This window comes from Bradyrhizobium sp. STM 3566 (genome assembly GCF_045571445.1).
Taxonomy (GTDB): Bacteria; Pseudomonadota; Alphaproteobacteria; order Rhizobiales; family Xanthobacteraceae; genus Bradyrhizobium; species Bradyrhizobium vignae.
Map to the genome: position 1 here is coordinate 1066220 of NZ_CP120692.1, position 16199 is coordinate 1082418.

General features: G+C 63.8%; 15 protein-coding genes. 10 read left to right on the forward strand and 5 right to left on the reverse strand.

The annotated features are described in order from the left end of the window. Positions 1-62 precede the first annotated feature (62 nt). Complete coding sequence (locus tag P6U27_RS05055) at positions 63-695, forward strand: tetratricopeptide repeat protein (RefSeq protein WP_122400923.1); 633 nt, start codon at positions 63-65, stop codon at positions 693-695. A gap of 124 nt (positions 696-819) precedes the next feature. Next, complete coding sequence (locus tag P6U27_RS05060) at positions 820-1080, forward strand: hypothetical protein (RefSeq protein ID WP_129142614.1); 261 nt, start codon at positions 820-822, stop codon at positions 1078-1080. Between the two features lie 7 nt (positions 1081-1087). Here P6U27_RS05060 and P6U27_RS05065 read toward each other — a convergent pair whose 3' ends face one another. After that, complete coding sequence (locus P6U27_RS05065; protein ID WP_122400925.1) at positions 1088-1270, reverse strand: hypothetical protein; 183 nt, start codon at positions 1268-1270, stop codon at positions 1088-1090. A 327-nt stretch (positions 1271-1597) separates the two neighbouring features. Here P6U27_RS05065 and P6U27_RS05070 point away from each other — a divergent pair, with 327 nt between their 5' ends. After that, entirely contained in the window at positions 1598-2554 is a 957-nt protein-coding gene (locus P6U27_RS05070; RefSeq protein WP_162500112.1) for an alpha/beta fold hydrolase, read from the forward strand. Between the two features lie 41 nt (positions 2555-2595). Here the strand turns inward: P6U27_RS05070 and cycA are convergent, their stop codons facing one another. Beyond that, entirely contained in the window at positions 2596-2991 is a 396-nt protein-coding gene (gene cycA / locus P6U27_RS05075; RefSeq protein WP_122400927.1) for a cytochrome c-550 CycA, read from the reverse strand. 263 nt (positions 2992-3254) lie between these two features. On the opposite strand from cycA, the gene P6U27_RS05080 reads away from it, so the two are divergent. Next, on the forward strand, positions 3255-4748 hold the full coding sequence (locus tag P6U27_RS05080) for an FAD-linked oxidase C-terminal domain-containing protein (protein ID WP_122400928.1): 1494 nt from the start codon (positions 3255-3257) through the stop codon (positions 4746-4748). A gap of 175 nt (positions 4749-4923) precedes the next feature. Here P6U27_RS05080 and P6U27_RS05085 read toward each other — a convergent pair whose 3' ends face one another. Further along, entirely contained in the window at positions 4924-5262 is a 339-nt protein-coding gene (locus P6U27_RS05085; RefSeq protein ID WP_129142612.1) for a putative quinol monooxygenase, read from the reverse strand. Between the two features lie 296 nt (positions 5263-5558). Between P6U27_RS05085 and P6U27_RS05090 the strand changes: the two genes are divergently transcribed. The 4 genes from P6U27_RS05090 to P6U27_RS05105 all read left to right on the forward strand — a co-directional run bounded on the left by P6U27_RS05090 (position 5559) and on the right by P6U27_RS05105 (position 9976). After that, entirely contained in the window at positions 5559-6794 is a 1236-nt protein-coding gene (locus P6U27_RS05090) for an FAD-binding protein (protein ID WP_129142611.1), read from the forward strand. Continuing rightward, entirely contained in the window at positions 6795-8117 is a 1323-nt protein-coding gene (gene glcF, locus P6U27_RS05095) for a glycolate oxidase subunit GlcF (protein ID WP_407193723.1), read from the forward strand. An 84-nt stretch (positions 8118-8201) separates the two neighbouring features. Next, the gene (locus P6U27_RS05100; RefSeq protein ID WP_122400931.1) at positions 8202-8564 is read left to right on the forward strand and encodes a histone; all 363 of its coding nucleotides are present in this window, start codon (positions 8202-8204) and stop codon (positions 8562-8564) included. A 401-nt stretch (positions 8565-8965) separates the two neighbouring features. Next, on the forward strand, positions 8966-9976 hold the full coding sequence (locus P6U27_RS05105; RefSeq protein ID WP_122406381.1) for a TorF family putative porin: 1011 nt from the start codon (positions 8966-8968) through the stop codon (positions 9974-9976). A 387-nt stretch (positions 9977-10363) separates the two neighbouring features. On the opposite strand, the gene P6U27_RS05110 is transcribed toward P6U27_RS05105, so the two are convergent. Continuing rightward, on the reverse strand, positions 10364-12124 hold the full coding sequence (locus P6U27_RS05110) for an ABC transporter ATP-binding protein/permease (RefSeq protein WP_129142608.1): 1761 nt from the start codon (positions 12122-12124) through the stop codon (positions 10364-10366). Between the two features lie 292 nt (positions 12125-12416). On the opposite strand from P6U27_RS05110, the gene P6U27_RS05115 reads away from it, so the two are divergent. Together P6U27_RS05115 and P6U27_RS05120 are read left to right on the forward strand one after the other, a co-directional pair. Next, positions 12417-14081 carry an L-lactate permease gene (locus tag P6U27_RS05115; protein ID WP_129142607.1) on the forward strand — a complete coding sequence of 555 codons (1665 nt, stop codon included), beginning with the start codon at positions 12417-12419 and terminating at the stop codon, positions 14079-14081. 132 nt (positions 14082-14213) lie between these two features. Continuing rightward, positions 14214-14612: an META domain-containing protein gene (locus tag P6U27_RS05120; protein ID WP_129142606.1), complete on the forward strand. Its 399-nt coding sequence runs from the start codon at positions 14214-14216 to the stop codon at positions 14610-14612. A gap of 362 nt (positions 14613-14974) precedes the next feature. Here the strand turns inward: P6U27_RS05120 and P6U27_RS05125 are convergent, their stop codons facing one another. Further along, positions 14975-16186, reverse strand: a complete 1212-nt coding sequence (locus tag P6U27_RS05125) for a hypothetical protein (protein ID WP_129142605.1) — start codon at positions 16184-16186, stop codon at positions 14975-14977. Positions 16187-16199: the final 13 nt, after the last annotated feature.

Consider the following 16199-nt stretch of genomic DNA (forward strand, 5'->3'; position numbering starts at 1 on the left):
TCACACGAGTTTGACGCCGCCTTTGCTTTGCAAGGGCGGCTTTGAGCGTTTAGACTTTCGCCATGGCAGTCAGATTCCCTTTCGCGTGCTCCCTGTGTCTGGCCCTTGTGCTGGGAACTGCCGGCCTCGCTCCGGCCTCGGCGCAGCAGGTTGAGCCGCCGGCCAAGCAGAAGAAGCTGCCTGAAGCGCCTGCAAAGCTGCCCAAGGTCGATCGCAGCAAGAATCTCGATTTCCTGTTCGGCGCGCTGAAGGCGGCCCCCGATGAGGCCAGCGCCAAGCATGTCGAGGCGCGGATCTGGGCGATCTGGCTCCAGACCCCGAGCGACACGGCAGCGCTCCTGATGTCCCGCGCCAAGACCGCAGTCGACGCGAAGAAGATCGACGTCGCGATCAAGCTCCTGGATTCGGTCATCAAGCTCAGGCCTGATTACATCGAGGCCTGGAACCGCCGTGCGACGCTCTATTACATGCAGAACGATTATGGCCGCTCCCTCGCGGACATCCAGCAAGTGCTGATCCGGGAGCCGCGCCATTTCGGCGCGCTCGCCGGCCTCGGCATGATCATGCAGGAGGTCGGCGACGATAAGCGCGCGCTCGATGCCTACCGCAAGGCGCTCGCCGTCAATCCGCACCTCGAGAAGATTCCAGATCAGGTCAAGGCGCTGACCGAGAAGGTCGAAGGCCGCGACATCTAGCTATAACTCGATCATTTCTTGAGCGATCGCCGCCGGCGTGGATTAACCACGATCGCAGGCGTTGCACCGCGAGGACTATTGCGAGGCCCGTTACAGGCCTACCTGCATGGCAGGAGCGAAAGCCATGAAGGGTTTGGTGGTCGCAGCTGTATTGCTGCTCGCGTCGGGGACGGTGAGCTTCGCCGACGAACTGTTCTGGGTGGTCGGCAACCGCGCCACCGGCAAATGCACCATCGTGACCAGCAATCCGGTCATCATCGGCGACATCTGGTTCGGCGACGGTCCCTACAAGTCCAAGACCGATGCCAAGCTTGCCCGTTCGACGATCCGCGCTTGCCCCGCAGTCACGCCCGACGAAGAAAAGGAAGAGGACGGGACGGACTAACCTGCGCTCAATGCAGGACGTTGCTGCCGCGCTCGACGAGGCTGCGGTCGGCGGCTGCGGCGTAAGCCTTTGCAAGCTCGGTCTCGAGGTGCTCGTTGATCAGGAGCAGCGCCCGCACGGCACCGCGCAGATCGCCGTTGCAGCTCGCGACGATTTCGTCGATCGCAGTGTCGTTTGATCTGAAGTTCATTGGAATTCTCCGGTTCAAATCAGGACAAATCCTGCCGGTCTTTCCCGCATCGCCCGAAGTTGCGAGGAGGATCGGCGCCCACCCGCGCCTAGATGGCCGAACCGACCATGGCGATTATATGGAAGCAGCGATGACGCCTGCATGAAGCTGTTCCGGGGCTTGCGTACGCTCTCGGATCGTTGTTGATTTTATTGAGTTTTTTGGTTCGGCAATTGTACACATATCCACAGCCCGGCAGTTTCGGTGGAGGCGCGGCAAGCCGGCGGCGAAACTGCCACCCGTCAGACCCGTAACTGCCCTGTGCCCAGGATCACCCGGATTCTCCCCATGATCGTGATGTCAGTCGTGACGGCGCTGGTTCTGCTGGCGCTGGTCACCCAGGCGGGGATAGTCGCCGTGCAACGCGCCCATCCACCGCAGGGCCGGATGATCGAGGTCGACGGCGCGACGCTCCATGTCGTCGATATCGGCCCGCGCGATCCGGGTCTTCCGATCGTGATGCTGCACGGCGCAAGCTCCAACCTCGAAGCGATGCGCCGGCCGCTCGGTGACATCCTCGCCCGGGATCATCGCGTGATTCTGATCGACCGCCCCGGCCATGGCTGGAGCACGCGCGCGCGGCGGCAGGATTCGACGCCGCAGATCCAGGCGCGGATGATCGATGAGGCGCTTCACAAGCTCGGGATCGATCGCGCGGTTTTCGTGGTGCATTCCTGGAGCGGCGCGCTCGGGGCGCGGATCGCGCTCGATCACCCGCACCGCGTTGCCGGTCTCGTGATGCTCGCGCCGGTCACGCATCCCTGGCGCGGTGGTGTCGGGCGCTACAACGAGATCATCGCAACGCCCGTGATCGGTCCGCTGCTCGCCTACACCATCACGCTGCCGCTCGGCTACGTCCTCGCTGAATCCGGCGCGCGCAACGTCTTTCTGCCGCAAATCATGCCGGATGGCTTCGTCAAGGATTCCGCGACGCCGCTCTTGCTGCGTCCCCGCGAGTTCATCGCCAATGCCTATGATCTGGTGACTCTGAAACAGTCCGTCGCCGCGCAAGTTGCGCGCTATGGCGACATTTCCGTGCCGGTGACGATCATCGCCGGCGAGCCCGACAAGACGGTGAAAACCAGCATCCACGCGCGCCCATTCGCCGCGGCGGTGCCGAATGCGAGGTTGATCGTGCTGCCCGACCTCGGGCACATGGTGCAGATTGCCGTACCAGATCTCGTGAAGTCAGAGATCGAGACGATGATCGGCAAGATCGTTCCGGCGCAGGCGGCCGCCGATTAAAGCGTTTTCGAGCGAAACTCCAGCGGCCGCCGTTCGCGCGCTTACTGCTTGATCTTCCCGTCCTTGTCGAACTGCGACACATAGGCCCAGAGATTGTTGATCTCGGTCTCGTTCTTGATGCCGGCGAACGCCATCTTGGTGCCGGGGATCTTGGCCTTGGGGTCCTTGATGTATTCCTTGAACGTGGCCTCGTCCCAGGTGATGCCGGAATTCTTGTTCGCATCCGAATAATTGTAGTCCGGAGCCGTGCCCGACTTGCGGCCGTTGAGGCCGTTGAGCTCGGGGCCGACCTTGTTCTTGGCGCCTTCGCCGATCGCGTGGCAGGCCAGGCACTTGTTGAACGATGTCTTGCCGGCCGCGACATCCTGCGCCATCGCGGCGGGTGCGGTGGCAATCACGGTGAGGATCGTCAGTGCGCCAAAAGTCAGTTTTGTCATCGGGTGCTCTTCGTCTCTTCCCTGGTGGGTCTGGTCAGTCTCTTGTCTGATCGACAATCGCCGGCCCGCCGCTTTTGGCAGGCCTGCTCGGCTTGGACAAGCCGCCAAACCATGACAGGTTTCACGGTTTCCTGCTTGTCCCAGAGCGAACTCGCTTCAGATCCTCGCTCCGACTTTCGGATGGCCTACCCAAACAAGCGCGGACGTGGTTGATTTGCCGCGACAAATTGGGATCATGCGGCGCGAGCCGGAAGGATATGTCAATGGCCATCATGATGCCTGCGAGCGACCAGGCGGTGCTGGCGCGCCGCGCGGAGATCATTGCTGCGCTGCGCGCAATCGTGCCGGGCGAGGGCGTGATCGACAGTGCCGCCGAGATGCGGGCCTACGAATCCGACGGGCTGACCGCCTACCGGCAGCCGCCGATGGTCGTGGTGCTGCCGGATACGACCGAGCAGGTCTCGCTCATCCTGAAATATTGTGCCGCGCAGGGTATCAAGGTGGTGCCGCGCGGCTCCGGCACCTCTTTGTCCGGCGGCGCGTTGCCGCTCGAAGACGGCGTGCTGCTCGGGCTCGGCAAGTTCAAGCGCATCCGCGAGATCGATTTCGACAACCGCGTCGTCGTCACCGAGCCCGGCGTCACCAACCTCGCGATCAGCCAGGCGGTTGCGCATGCCGGCTTCTACTACGCGCCCGATCCGTCCTCGCAGATCGCCTGCTCGATCGGCGGCAATGTCGCCGAGAATTCCGGCGGGGTGCATTGCCTGAAATACGGCATGACCACCAACAACGTGCTCGGTTGTGAGATCGTGCTGATGAGCGGCGAGATCCTGCGCATCGGCGGCAAGTCGGCGGAGAACCCAGGCTATGACCTCATGGGCGTCATCACCGGCTCGGAAGGCCTGCTCGGCGTCATCACCGAGATCACGGTGCGGATTCTGCAAAAGCCTGAGACCGCTCGCGCGCTGATGGTCGGCTTCGCCCAAGTCGAGGCGGCCGGCGAGTGCGTGGCGCGCATCATCGGCGCCGGCATCATCCCCGGCGGCATGGAGATGATGGACAAGCCCGCGATCCACGCCGCAGAGGCCTTCGTCCACGCCGGCTATCCCCTCGACGTCGAAGCGCTCCTCATCATCGAGCTCGACGGGCCCAAGATCGAGGTCGACGAGCTGATCACGCGCGTCGAGGCCATCGCCAATGCCTGCGGCTCGACCACCTGCCAGATCTCGACCTCGGAGGCCGAGCGCAATCTGTTCTGGGCCGGTCGCAAGGCCGCCTTTCCGGCCGTGGGCCGCATCTCGCCCGACTATCTCTGCATGGACGGGACGATTCCCCGCGGCGCGCTGCCGAAGGCGCTCGCCCGTATCCGCGAGCTCTCGGAAAAATACCAGCTTGGCTGCGCCAACGTGTTCCACGCCGGCGACGGCAATCTGCATCCGCTGATCCTCTATGATGCCAACAAGCCCGGCGAGATCGAGCGCGCCGAAGCGTTCGGAGCCGACATCCTGCGTGCCTGCGTCGAGTTTGGCGGTGTGCTCACCGGTGAGCACGGCGTCGGTATCGAGAAGCGCGATCTGATGGGCGACATGTTCAGCGAGATCGATCTCAACCAGCAGCAGCGGTTGAAATGCGCCTTCGACGCCCAGGGACTGCTCAATCCCGGGAAAGTATTTCCGACCCTGCACCGCTGCGCCGAGCTCGGCCGCATGCATGTCCATGCGGGCAAGCTGGCATTTCCGGATATTCCCCGATTCTGAGCGAGCCGATCATGCGGCGGGCGTAAACGGGCGGGCCGCCAACGTTCGCAACCAACCTCGCCGCATTCTGATCGTCCAAGGTCAAAAGGAGCCGCCCGGGAGACCCCGGCGGCTCCTGCTTGTATCGATTCCGGGTTGGTCGTCAGTAACCGCGCTTCGTGCCGTTCATGGAGCCTCATATCAGCTCGTATTGCGTACGCTCACGCTTGGCCAGCAAGGCCAGCGCCTGCCCTGCGATATGGCTCTTGAAATGCGGGCTGTCCTGATGCGCCCTGAAGGCGGCTTCATCGTGGAATAATTCGTAGAACAGGAATTGAGCCCCGTTGTCCTTGGCGCGGCCGATAAGGAACAGTTTTACGCCCGGCTCGCTTTGCGCCTGCGGGAGGAAGTCGCGCAGGATCTCGGCAACACGATTGGCCTCTTCGGGCTTCGCTTCCCACTGCGCCACGACCAAAAGACCGCCGCCGCTGACCGCCTGGTAGAAGGTTTGCTGGTTCGTCGCCTGCTCGTTCATGACGAAAACTCCATTGGAGAGAGGATCATTCGATCAGTAGCGAAGTTTGCATGGCAATGGTTCGATAGTGATCGAAGTGCGACATCGCGCGGAAGCGGCGCGATGCGGCACGGTCCAGATCTTGAAAGTAACGAGACCGCGAAGCGGTCGAACCACGAAGGCGGTTGCAGCTCGGCCTTCATCCTTCGGGACGCTTGCGCCGCAAGCTCCTCCGCGCTCCGGCCGCGATGCTCCGAGGCGGTGCCCTTCATGCGTCGAATTGATTTTCCGCGCGAATTTCGCTACCGCCTCTTCCCGTGGATACGCTCAGGGTCAGAGACGCCAAAGACGTCGAAGAGGTGGTGCGCGCGGCGATTGCCAATGAGCAGCCGCTCGAGATCATCGGTCATGGCAGCAAGCGCAGCATTGGCCACGCCATGGCGACCAACGCCGTGCTCGACGTCTCCGCGCTCAATGCCGTCACCTCCTACGAGCCGAACGAGCTGATCGTCACGCTCCAGGCCGGGGCGCCGCTTGCCGACGTGCTGTCGCTGATCGATGCCAAGAACCAGCAATTCGCCTTCGAGCCGATGAACACGGCGCCGCTGCTCGGCACGCCGGTGTCAGGCACCATCGGCGGCATGATCGCGGCCGGGCTCGCCGGTCCAAGGCGGATCAGGGCGGGCGGGGCGCGTGATCATCTGCTCGGGGCGCATGCCGTCTCCGGCTTCGGCGACAGCTTCAAGACCGGCGGCAAGGTGGTGAAGAACGTCACCGGCTACGATCTCTGCAAGCTCCTCGCGGGGTCGTGGGGCACGCTGTCGGTGATGACCGAGGTCACGCTCAAGGTGATGCCGAAGCCGGAGGCGGAGCGGACGCTGTTGCTGCGCGGGTTAGAGGATGCCGCCGCCAACAAGGCCATGACTGCGGCCCTTGGCTCACCCTTCGACGTCTCCGGTGCCGCGCATCTGCCGAAATCGGCACTCCGGGCCGAGACCGAGGGGCTGGGCGACATCGTGGGCCAGGGCGAGGCGCTGACCGTGCTGCGGCTCGAGGGCATCACCGCATCTGCCGCGCACCGCGCCGGCTCGCTGCGCGAATTGCTGGCGCCGTTTGGAATCGCGACGCTGATCGAGGATGCGGCATCTGCCGCGCTGTGGGGCGCGATCCGCGATGTGCTGCCCTTCGCGGCCGGCGGTGCGCTCGGCGCCTGGCCGGTGTGGCGGATCGTCTGTCCGCCGGCCTCGGGCGCGGCACTCGGGATCGAATTGGCGCGCCAGACGGGCGGCGATTTGATCTACGATTGGGGCGGCGGCCTGATCTGGGCGGCATTGCCGCCGAAGCCGGACGCGCATGCACCGGTCGTCCGTGCGCGCGCGAATGCGGTTGGGGGACATGCCACGCTGATCCGGGCCGCCGAGCAGGTCAGGCGCGATGTCGATGTGTTCCACCCACAGGCGCCGGGCATTGCCGCGCTGAGCGAGCGGGTGCGCGCCAGCTTCGATCCGAAGACCATTCTCAACCGGGGGCGGCTCACGCGGAGCGCTGGCTGAATGAAGACCGAATTCTCACTCGCGCAGCTCGCCGACCCCGACATCGCGGAAGCCGACAAGATCCTGCGCGCCTGCGTCCATTGCGGCTTCTGCACCGCAACCTGTCCGACCTATGTGCTGCTCGGCGACGAGCTCGACAGCCCGCGTGGCCGCATCTACCTGATCAAGGAGATGCTGGAGAAGGATCAGGCCCCGACCGCCGAGGTGGTCAAGCATATCGACCGTTGCCTGTCGTGCCTTGCCTGCATGACGACCTGCCCCTCCGGCGTGAACTACATGCATCTCGTCGACCAGGCCCGGGTCCGGATCGAGCAGCGCTATCGGCGGGCGCTGGCCGAGCGGCTGTTGCGCAAGATGCTGGCCTTGGTCCTGCCGGACCCGCAGCGCTTCCGCATCAGCATGTGGCTGGCGCGGCTGGCCCGTCCGCTCAGCGTCTTGCTGCCGACGCCCCGGCCTTCAGCGACGGCCGGATTGATCCCACGCATCAAGGCGATGCTGGCGCTGGCTCCGAACCGGCTGCCGCCCGCGGGGCCTGCCGCGGGCAGCGTATTCGCCCCGCTCGGCAAGAAGCGCGGACGTGTGGCGCTGCTGCAGGGCTGCGCCCAGCAGGTGCTGGCGCCGCGCATCAACCAGGCCGCCATCAGCCTCCTCACCCGCCATGGCATCGAGGTCGTCCTGGTCCGGGACGAGCAGTGCTGCGGGGCGCTGACCCATCACCTCGGCAATGATGAGGATGCGCTGGCGCGAGCGCGCGCCAACGTCGCGGCGTGGAGCGCGGAGGCAGCCGGCGAGGGGCTGGACGCCATCCTGGTGACGGCCTCCGGCTGCGGCACCGTCATCAAGGACTATGGCTATCTCCTGCGCGAGGACACCGCGTTCGCGGCTGATGCGGCGAAGGTGTCGGCGCTCGCCAAGGACATCACCGAATACGTCGCCGGCCTCGGACTCGCGACGACTGCGAGACAGGACAACATCGTCGTCGCCTATCACTCCGCGTGTTCGCTGCAGCACGGGCAGAAAATCACAGACCTTCCGAAAGAATTGCTTTCCAAGAATGGATTCGTGGTGAAAGATGTACCCGAGAGCCATTTGTGTTGCGGCTCGGCGGGGACCTACAACATTCTCCAGCCCGAGCTTGCGGGTCGGTTGCGCGATCGCAAGGTCGCCAACATCGCGAGCGTCAAGCCGGACATGATTGCCGCGGGCAATATCGGCTGCATGGTGCAGATTGCCAGTGGCACGTCAGTTCCGGTCGTACACACGATTGAGCTTCTCGATTGGGCTACGGGCGGATCGCGGCCGGCACTGAACACGCAAGCTTGAGCTTCAAAGGCTGAGCTTTCGTCCGGAGGTGACGGCGCAACGGGGCCCGATCGACCATTGTTCGGCGGCAACAGGAGGACCACGATGGCGAAAGCGAAGAAGAAGAAAAGCAAGAAGGCCAAAAAGGCCAAAAAGGCTGTAGCGGCGAAGAAGGCCGCGAAGAAGACAGCCAAGAAGTCTGCCAAAAAGACTGCGAAGAAAGCTGCAAAGAAATCTGCCAAGAAGGCAGCCCCGAAGAAGGCCGCCAAGAAGGCTGCGGCAAAGTCGGCCAAGAAAGCCGCTCCCAAGAAGGCCGCGAGGAAAGCGGCACCGAAGAAGGCGAAGGCAGCGCCTGCTCCGAAGCCGTCAGCACCGGCAGAGGCTCCGGCTCCCGAGCCCGCCGCCGAGACAAGCTGGGCGATGCCTTCGTCTTCTGCGGAATCGGCGTCGGCCGAGGGACAGAGGTAGGGCCTCGGGCTCTCGTCGCCCCTTGGAAATCTGCAACAGAAGGGCCGCGGCGCTATGTGCTGCGGTCCTTTTGCATCGTCGCTGGCAGCGTTTGGTCGCACCGCTCCCGGCGCCAGGTTGATTCGTGGCCTGGGTATCACGCTGTCCGAGAATCCCCGGACTTTCCCGGGTCTTCTGTGCACCTCGGACTGCAAATAATGTGATCTAGAAGCCACACATGCTGACAACCTTTCGTGGAATCGTCAAAACGCCTAAAAAGTCGGCAGATGCCCGCGCTTTTTGCTTCACGGTTCCTGTCCCCCAATCCAAATTGCCGCAGCGATGAAATTTGCAATCAGGTCGAGCGCCCCGGGGGCTTCCGGGATCCGACTGGGGTCTAAGAACTGGCGATGGGGATCGAAATGAAAAAAGTGACTTTGTTGGCCACGGCGCTGGCAATGGTAACGGGTTCGGCTTTCGCGGCAGACTTGCCCGTGAAGGCGCTGAAAGCCCCGCCGCCGCCTGCCTTCGATCCCTGGGATATCGCCTTCGGCGCCGGCATCATGAGCGATTACATCTTCCGCGGCGTTACGCAGTCCAACCATAATCCGTCGGTCACGGCCTATTTCGAGCCGCGCTACAACGTCAACAAAGACCTGCAGCTCTACATCGGTGCGTCCGCGGAGAGCATCTCGTTCCCGAACCGCGCCGCGGCCGAAGTCGACATCTACGGCGGTATCCGCCCGACCTTCGGCATGTTCGCCTTCGACTTCGGTGTGTGGGGCTATCTCTATCCTGGCGGAAGCTGCTTCGGCTCGCAGGGCACCCTCGCCCAGGGCAATTGCGGCACCGACATCGATTACTCTCAGGGCGCTATCGGCCTTCCGATCAACGGCAATTTCGCCAAGAAGGACGCGAGCTTCTTCGAGGCCTATGCCAAGCTGAACATCAACATCAACGACCAGTGGACGGTCGGCTTTAACGAGTACTACTCGCCAAACTTCCTCAACCTTGGTGCCTGGGGCAACTACGCTTCGATCACCGCCAAGTGGACCGCGCCGAGCACGATCTTCGGTGCCAGCGGCGTCGGCATGTACGTGTCGGGTGAGTTCGGCCGGCAGTGGCTCGGCACCTCCGACATCTTCTACGGCATCGCGGGCGATCCGGTGTACGCGAACGGCATCAAGGAGCCGAGCTACAACACCTGGAACGTCGGCGTCGGCTTCACCTACAAGGTGTTCACGCTCGATCTGCGCTACTACGACACCGACCTGAAGAAGGGCGATTGCAACGCCTTCACCAGCGACTACACCGCGAAGTTCGACGGCAGCTTCACCCCGATCAACCCGGGCGGCTTCGGCTCCAACTGGTGCAGCGCGGCCGGCGTCGCCAAGCTCTCATTCGACCTGACGGCGATGAGCAATCTGAAGTAAGTCTTCTGACCGAGACGACTTGAGGAGGGCGGCAGAGCGATCTGCCGCCCTTTTGCTTTTGGGGCTGGTGAGAGGGATGCTCGACCGCTGCGCGAGAGCGCGACGTGTGGGGCTGAAGATCGACGCTGACGCCTCGCACTCCGGATTGCGTTTGCAGTGTGGATTTGTGGATGTGAACCGCGTCTCGTTCTCCTGGCCCGGACGCAGCGCTGCTTCAGCGGTGCTGCAGAGCCGGGGCCCATCCTTCTGGAGTGCGACTGGAGTACGACATCTGGGTGCCGGCGCTGCGCCGCAACGCTGAAGGGCCTTGCGGCCTGTCCGGGACACGAGAGGAGGCAGCTGGACCTTCGGTGGCGCTGACCGAGGGGCGCCACGTCCCTTTGCGCCTCAGGGCGCGACGGTCGGCTCCGCCTCGACCGGTTCACGGCCCCTGCCGACAACGTGGATCGCACCGTCCTTCACCAAGGCCACCTTCCGCGTGTGGAAGGCGTCGAGCGTCGAGCGGTGGCCGATCGAGACGATGGTGGCCTGCGGCAGCTTCTCCGCCAGGAGCCGGTACAGCCGGGCCTCCGACGGCTCATCCAGCGAGGCAGTCGCCTCGTCCAGGAACAGATAGTCCGGCGCATGCAGCAGTGCGCGCGCAAGCCCCAGGCGCTGCTGCTCGCCGAGCGACAGCATCCGGTTCCAGTGACCGTCCTCGTCGAGCCGTCCGGCGAGGTCAGGCAGCCCGACCGCGATCAGCGCGTCGTGCACTTGCGCCGCGCTGAACGCGCCGGGCGCTGCCGGATAGACAACGGCATCGCGCAGCACGCCGACCGGAAAATAGGGCCGTTGCGGTAGCATCATCAGTTTTGCCTTCGCCGGAATGACAACCGTGCCGGTACCGAACGGCCAAATGCCGGCGATGGCCCGGAACAGCGTGGACTTGCCGGAGCCCGACGGTCCGGTCACCAACACGCGCTCCGGGGACTGAATCGTGAAGGCCTTGGCGGCCACCAGCGGCGTGCCGTTGGGCAGGTTAACGCAGAGCTGCTCGAGGTCGATATGACGGCCGCCGGCGACCTCCAGGGCGATGGCAGGCTCACGTGCCGGCAAATTCGCCGCCGATTCGACCGACATCTCGAAGCCATCGAGGCGCGCAACGATCGAGCGCCACTCCGCCAGCGACCGGTAGGCCGTGACGAAGAACGACAATGCGCCCTGGACGCTGGAGAAGGCGGATGCGGTCTGCATCATGTCGCCGAGCTGGATCTTCTTGGCGAAGAAGGCCGGCGCCACCAGCACGTAGGGAAAGATCACTGCGGCCTGCTGGTAGCTGGCCGTGAACGCGGTGAGGCGTTTGGTCCGGCTCATGATGCCGTACCAGTTGGCGATCACGAAACCGAAGCGATCGAGCAGGCGGGCGCGTTCGGCGCCTTCTCCCCTGAGCAGCGCGATCTGCTCGGAATTCTCGCGGACGCGGACCAGGTTGAAGCGGAAGTCGGCTTCGTAACGTTGCTGCTCGAAATTGAGGTTGACCAGCGGTGCGCCGATCCAGTGCGTCAGCGCGGTGCCGAAGATCGCGTAGATCAATGCGCCCCAGCACAGATAGCCTGGGATCATGAGATCGGTGCCGAACAGGCGCAGCGGCGCGGCGTTGGAAAGGCCCCAAAGGATGATCACGAAGGAGAACAGCGTCACGATCGACGAGAGCAGGCCGAGCCCGATGGTCAGGGTCTGCTCGACGAAGTTCTTGACGTCCTCGGTGATGCGCTGGTCCGGGTTGTCGGCCGCATCGCCCTTGAGCTGCATGCGGTAATGCGTGGCGCCCCCGAGCCATTCACCGAGATAATGCCGAGTGAGCCATTGCCGCCAGCGAATCTGGAGCCACTGGTTCAGGTAAAGCTTGTAGACGGCCAGCGCGATATAGGTGAACGCGAGCGCGATGAAGATCCAGATCTCCCGCACGAAGTTGTCCCAGTCGCTGGTCTGGAGCGCGCTGTAGAACCGGTTCTGCCATTGGTTCACCAGCACGTCGATCGCGACCAGCGCCAGCTCCATCGCGACCACGGCGGCGAGCAGGCCGCGGCCGGCCCATTTGTCCTCGGATCGGAAATAGGGGGCTGCGATTCGCCAGACGATCGCGAGCGTGGCGCTGATGTTCTTCACAGAGCGGGGTCTCCTCGGGGGTATGCGCAACTGCCTGTAGCAACGGCAGAAACAAGCGCGCTTAGACTAAAGTCGCAAGTTGTGCAATTTGCGTTGTCCCGGCCGGCGACCCTAGCATGGACGTTGACGGCGCGGGGCGGGGGCATTCGGACTTCGCGAGCTTGTGAGCGGACGGGAACCGCTTCATTCGCGAGGAATTCGCGTCCAACTCGGGGGTTATCGCTTCCAGCGTCAAGCAGGACCGGCTCTCCACGCGGGCCGCCTGCCGCAAACAGGCGTGGGGGAGGAAGCCATGTGGAATCAAATCTACAATCCGCTGAACAATGCGGCACTGTCGACCGTCGCGGCAGCCGTTCCGGTCGTCTCGCTCCTGGTCATGATCGCGAGCGGGCGCGTGAAAGCGCACATCGCGGCCGTGATCGCCGTGATCATCACCAACCTGATCGCGATCTTGATCTTCACCATGCCGGCGGGCATGTCGATCCGCGCCTCGGCGCTCGGCATCGTCACCGGCTTCTTTCCCATCGGCTGGATCGTCCTCAACGTCATCTTCCTCTACCAGGTCACGGTGAGCACCGGGCGCTTTGAATTGCTCAAGCGCGCCATCGGCGGTGTCACCGAGGACCGGCGCCTACAGCTCTTGCTGGTCGCGTTCTCGTTCGGCGCCTTCTTTGAAGGCGCCTCGGGCTTCGGCACGCCGGTCGCGATCACTGGCGCGGTGCTGATCGGGCTGGGCTTCTCGCCGCTCGCAGCCTCCGGCCTGTCGCTGATCGCCAACACGGCGCCGGTCGCCTATGGCGCGCTGGGCACGCCAATCCAGGGACTTGCTTCCGTCACCGGGCTCGATCCCTACATCCTGGGCGCGATGGTCGGCCGGCAATTGCCGTTCTTCTCGCTGATCGTGCCGTTCTGGGTGGTCTGGGCGTTCGCGGGCTGGCGGGGCATGAAGGATGTCTGGCCGGCGATTCTCGTCACCGGCGTGTCATTCGCGATTCCCCAGTATGTGATTTCGAACTACGTCAATCCCTGGATCGTCGACATCGGGGCGTCGCTGATCTCGATGGGCGCGCTCATCCTGTTCCTGAAAGTGTGGCAGCCGCGGCAGCTCTGGTTGTCGCCGGAGCTGCGCGGCCACGACGAATCGGCCGCGCAGATGGAAAAGACAACGCCGTTGGACAAGACGCCGCTGACCCAGTCCGAGCTGTGGAGCGCGCTTTTGCCCTGGATCATCGTCTGTATCGTGATGCTGATCTGGGGCAACGGCGCATTCAAGACCTGGGCGAACTCGGTCTTCACCTGGAACTACCCCGTTCCCGATCTGCACCAGATGATCAACAAGATGCCGCCTGTGGCCGCCAAGCCGACGCCGGAGGGCGCGGTGTTCGCGTTCACCTATCTCTCGTTCACCGGCACCGGCATGCTGATCGCGGCGATCATCTCCGGCTTGCTGATGGGGGTTGGGCCGGGACGCCTGCTGGTCGAGTACGGCCGCACGATCCGGCTGTGCGCGATCTCGCTGATCACCATTTCGGCGATGCTCGCGATCGGCACGCTCACCCGCCTCTCGGGTGTCGACGCGACGCTCGGTCTCGCCTTCGCGGCGACCGGTGTGCTCTATCCCTTCTTCGGCACGCTGCTCGGTTGGTTGGGCGTGGCGCTGACGGGATCCGATACCGCCTCGAACATCCTGTTCGGCAATTTGCAGAAGATCACCTCCGAGCAGATCGGCCTGTCGCCGGTGCTGATGGCGGCGGCGAACTCCTCCGGCGGCGTGATGGGCAAGATGATCGACGCGCAGTCGATCGTGGTCGCCTCCACCGCGACGCGGTGGTACGGCCACGAGGGCTCGATTCTGCGCTTCGTGTTCTGGCACTCGATCGTGCTGGCCTGCTTGGTCGGCGTGCTCGTGACGCTGCAGGCCTATGTCTGGCCGTTCACGGCGCTGGTCCTGAAGTAGCCGTCAGCGTCGCGCTTCGACAAATCCCCGCGAGGTTCATCCCCGCGGGGATGTTTGCGTCGGCCGCGAACCTTCTCAACGGCACGGCTGTCCTATAGAAGGTGCCGCAAATCAGGTCGCTCGAGAGGTCTCATGGTTTCGCTTCTGCGATTGGTGTGCGCTGTGGTTGCAATGCTCGCGATGTCCACGCTCGCGCGTGCCGAGGAGGGGTTTCCCTTCGGCACCGAGATGACGCTGGAGGCGTTGCCGCAGGCAGGCTCGAAACGGATTCCGAACATCGAGATCGGCGACAATGGGGAGGTCGTGCTGGAGCTCTGGTGCAAGGGCGGCAAGGGCCAGTTCTCGGTTGCCGGCAACACCGTGATCTTCGTCCCCACCCAGATCCAGGACCGTTCCTGTCCGCCTGCAAAGGCGCAGGCCGATGACGAGCTCGTCGCCGCACTCGGCAGCGTCGAGACCTGGAAGCGCCAGGGTGACGTCCTCATGCTCACAGGTCCCAAGCCGCTGCGCTTTCGCGTCAACGGGAATTAAAGCATGATCCGGAAAAGTGTGCAGCGGTTTTCCGAAAAGATCATGCTCAAACAATAACCTGAAGCGCGATGGTGATTCATCCTGATCCCATCGCGGTTTAGGTCTCGCTCGCGGCACTCTCATGTCCCGGACAAGGCGCATCGCCTAAAGCATGATCCGGAAAAGTGCGAAGCGGTTTTCCGGAAAGATCATGCGTAAACAACAAGCTAAAGCGCGATGACGATTCATCCAAATCTCATCGCGCTTTAGGCGATGCGACGCAGGGCCGGGACCCAGGAATTCATCCCCGACTTCGCGTGCAGCCTCTTGGGGGGGCGGCTCTGAAGCGCTGTCGCGCTGCGTCCGGGGCACGGTAGCTCGGCCTACTTCCACACCGACTTGTCGGCATCCCAGCGCTGGCCCTTCAGCTCCTGGGCAAGCGCCTCGATCGAGCCGTTGTCGTCGGGCAGATCGCCTTCTTCGTCCGGGCTCGCGTCCTCGGACAAATTGAGCTTGGCACCGCTGCTCTCGTCGGCGGTGGTGGTTGCGGGGCTGCCGATCCAGAGCATGAGCTTGTCGGTGGCGCCCGGCTTGTCGGGCGATACGAGCCCTGCGACCTCGATCGTGTCGGTGAGCTCGAGCGCCGGAAAATCCTGGTTCGGCCGCTTGAACACCAGCTTAAGCTTGCCGGTGGCCGGATTGAAGTTTTGCGACACCGGCTTTGCCGCGAGTGTCCTGCTCAGCACGTTCGCCACCGCGGTCGCAAGCTTGCCCTTGTTGATCTTGTCGCCCTCGCGCCAGTCGGCCGCGGGGAAGCGGATGGTGCGGTCCATCTCGGTCATGCCCGCAGTCCAGCCAGCGGCCGTGACGCCGGGCATCGCCTTGAATTTCGACAGCAGCGCGCCCGCGCGCTCGGGATCGACCGACATGTTGATGGTCTGCTCGCCCGCGCGCAGCGCATCGCAGCCGACATTGAGGCTCGCCAGCGTCACCTCGACCTCCTGGCCCTTCAGGCTCTTCAGGAAGTCGGTCGCAGCGTCGAGCTTGACCTTGACTGCGATCGCTTCCGGCGAGACGTCGGTGAAATCCTTCGGCTGCGGCGTGATGCCGTCGTCGGAGGTCTGACTGTCCAGGAATTCTCTTTCGCTGAGATCGGAATTGTCGGGCGAGGTGACCTCGGTCACCGCCTGACCGATCGCGATCTGGCCGCGGAATTCGAACGTGTCGCCGGACTGTTTGCGCGTCAGCTTGACGCTGACCGGCGACTTCTCGCCGAGGCTCTGCGTCGTTCCCGTCAGCGTCTGGCCGGCGACCTGGAGATTGACGACGAACCGGTCCTTGCGCTCGGAGTTTTTCGCGACCGGGTAACAGACGTCGAGCACCGCCGCGGTGACCGTCTTGCCCTGCCGTGTCTCCTTCAGGATCACGTCGGCATTGCCGTCCATCAGCCCGTCGATCGAGGTGAAATAGCGCGTCTCGGTTCCGCCCGGCACTGTCGACTTCGGCGACAGCTTCATCTGGGCGGAGGCCGGATGCGGCGAAACGGTGAGCAGGGCCGCCAAAACGGCTGTCGAACAAACCAGAAGCGCACGCATTGATGAGATCCTC

Coding starts and splice junctions, on each gene's coding strand:
- P6U27_RS05055 (WP_122400923.1), top strand. CDS start 63: ATGGCAGTCAGATTCCCTTTCGCGTGCTCCCTGTGTCTGGCCCTTGTG.
- P6U27_RS05060 (WP_129142614.1), top strand. CDS start 820: ATGAAGGGTTTGGTGGTCGCAGCTGTATTGCTGCTCGCGTCGGGGACG.
- P6U27_RS05065 (WP_122400925.1), bottom strand. CDS start 1,270: ATGAACTTCAGATCAAACGACACTGCGATCGACGAAATCGTCGCGAGC.
- P6U27_RS05070 (WP_162500112.1), top strand. CDS start 1,598: ATGATCGTGATGTCAGTCGTGACGGCGCTGGTTCTGCTGGCGCTGGTC.
- cycA (WP_122400927.1), bottom strand. CDS start 2,991: ATGACAAAACTGACTTTTGGCGCACTGACGATCCTCACCGTGATTGCC.
- P6U27_RS05080 (WP_122400928.1), top strand. CDS start 3,255: ATGGCCATCATGATGCCTGCGAGCGACCAGGCGGTGCTGGCGCGCCGC.
- P6U27_RS05085 (WP_129142612.1), bottom strand. CDS start 5,262: ATGAACGAGCAGGCGACGAACCAGCAAACCTTCTACCAGGCGGTCAGC.
- glcF (WP_407193723.1), top strand. CDS start 6,795: ATGAAGACCGAATTCTCACTCGCGCAGCTCGCCGACCCCGACATCGCG.
- P6U27_RS05100 (WP_122400931.1), top strand. CDS start 8,202: ATGGCGAAAGCGAAGAAGAAGAAAAGCAAGAAGGCCAAAAAGGCCAAA.
- P6U27_RS05105 (WP_122406381.1), top strand. CDS start 8,966: ATGAAAAAAGTGACTTTGTTGGCCACGGCGCTGGCAATGGTAACGGGT.
- P6U27_RS05115 (WP_129142607.1), top strand. CDS start 12,417: ATGTGGAATCAAATCTACAATCCGCTGAACAATGCGGCACTGTCGACC.
- P6U27_RS05120 (WP_129142606.1), top strand. CDS start 14,214: ATGGTTTCGCTTCTGCGATTGGTGTGCGCTGTGGTTGCAATGCTCGCG.
- P6U27_RS05125 (WP_129142605.1), bottom strand. CDS start 16,186: ATGCGTGCGCTTCTGGTTTGTTCGACAGCCGTTTTGGCGGCCCTGCTC.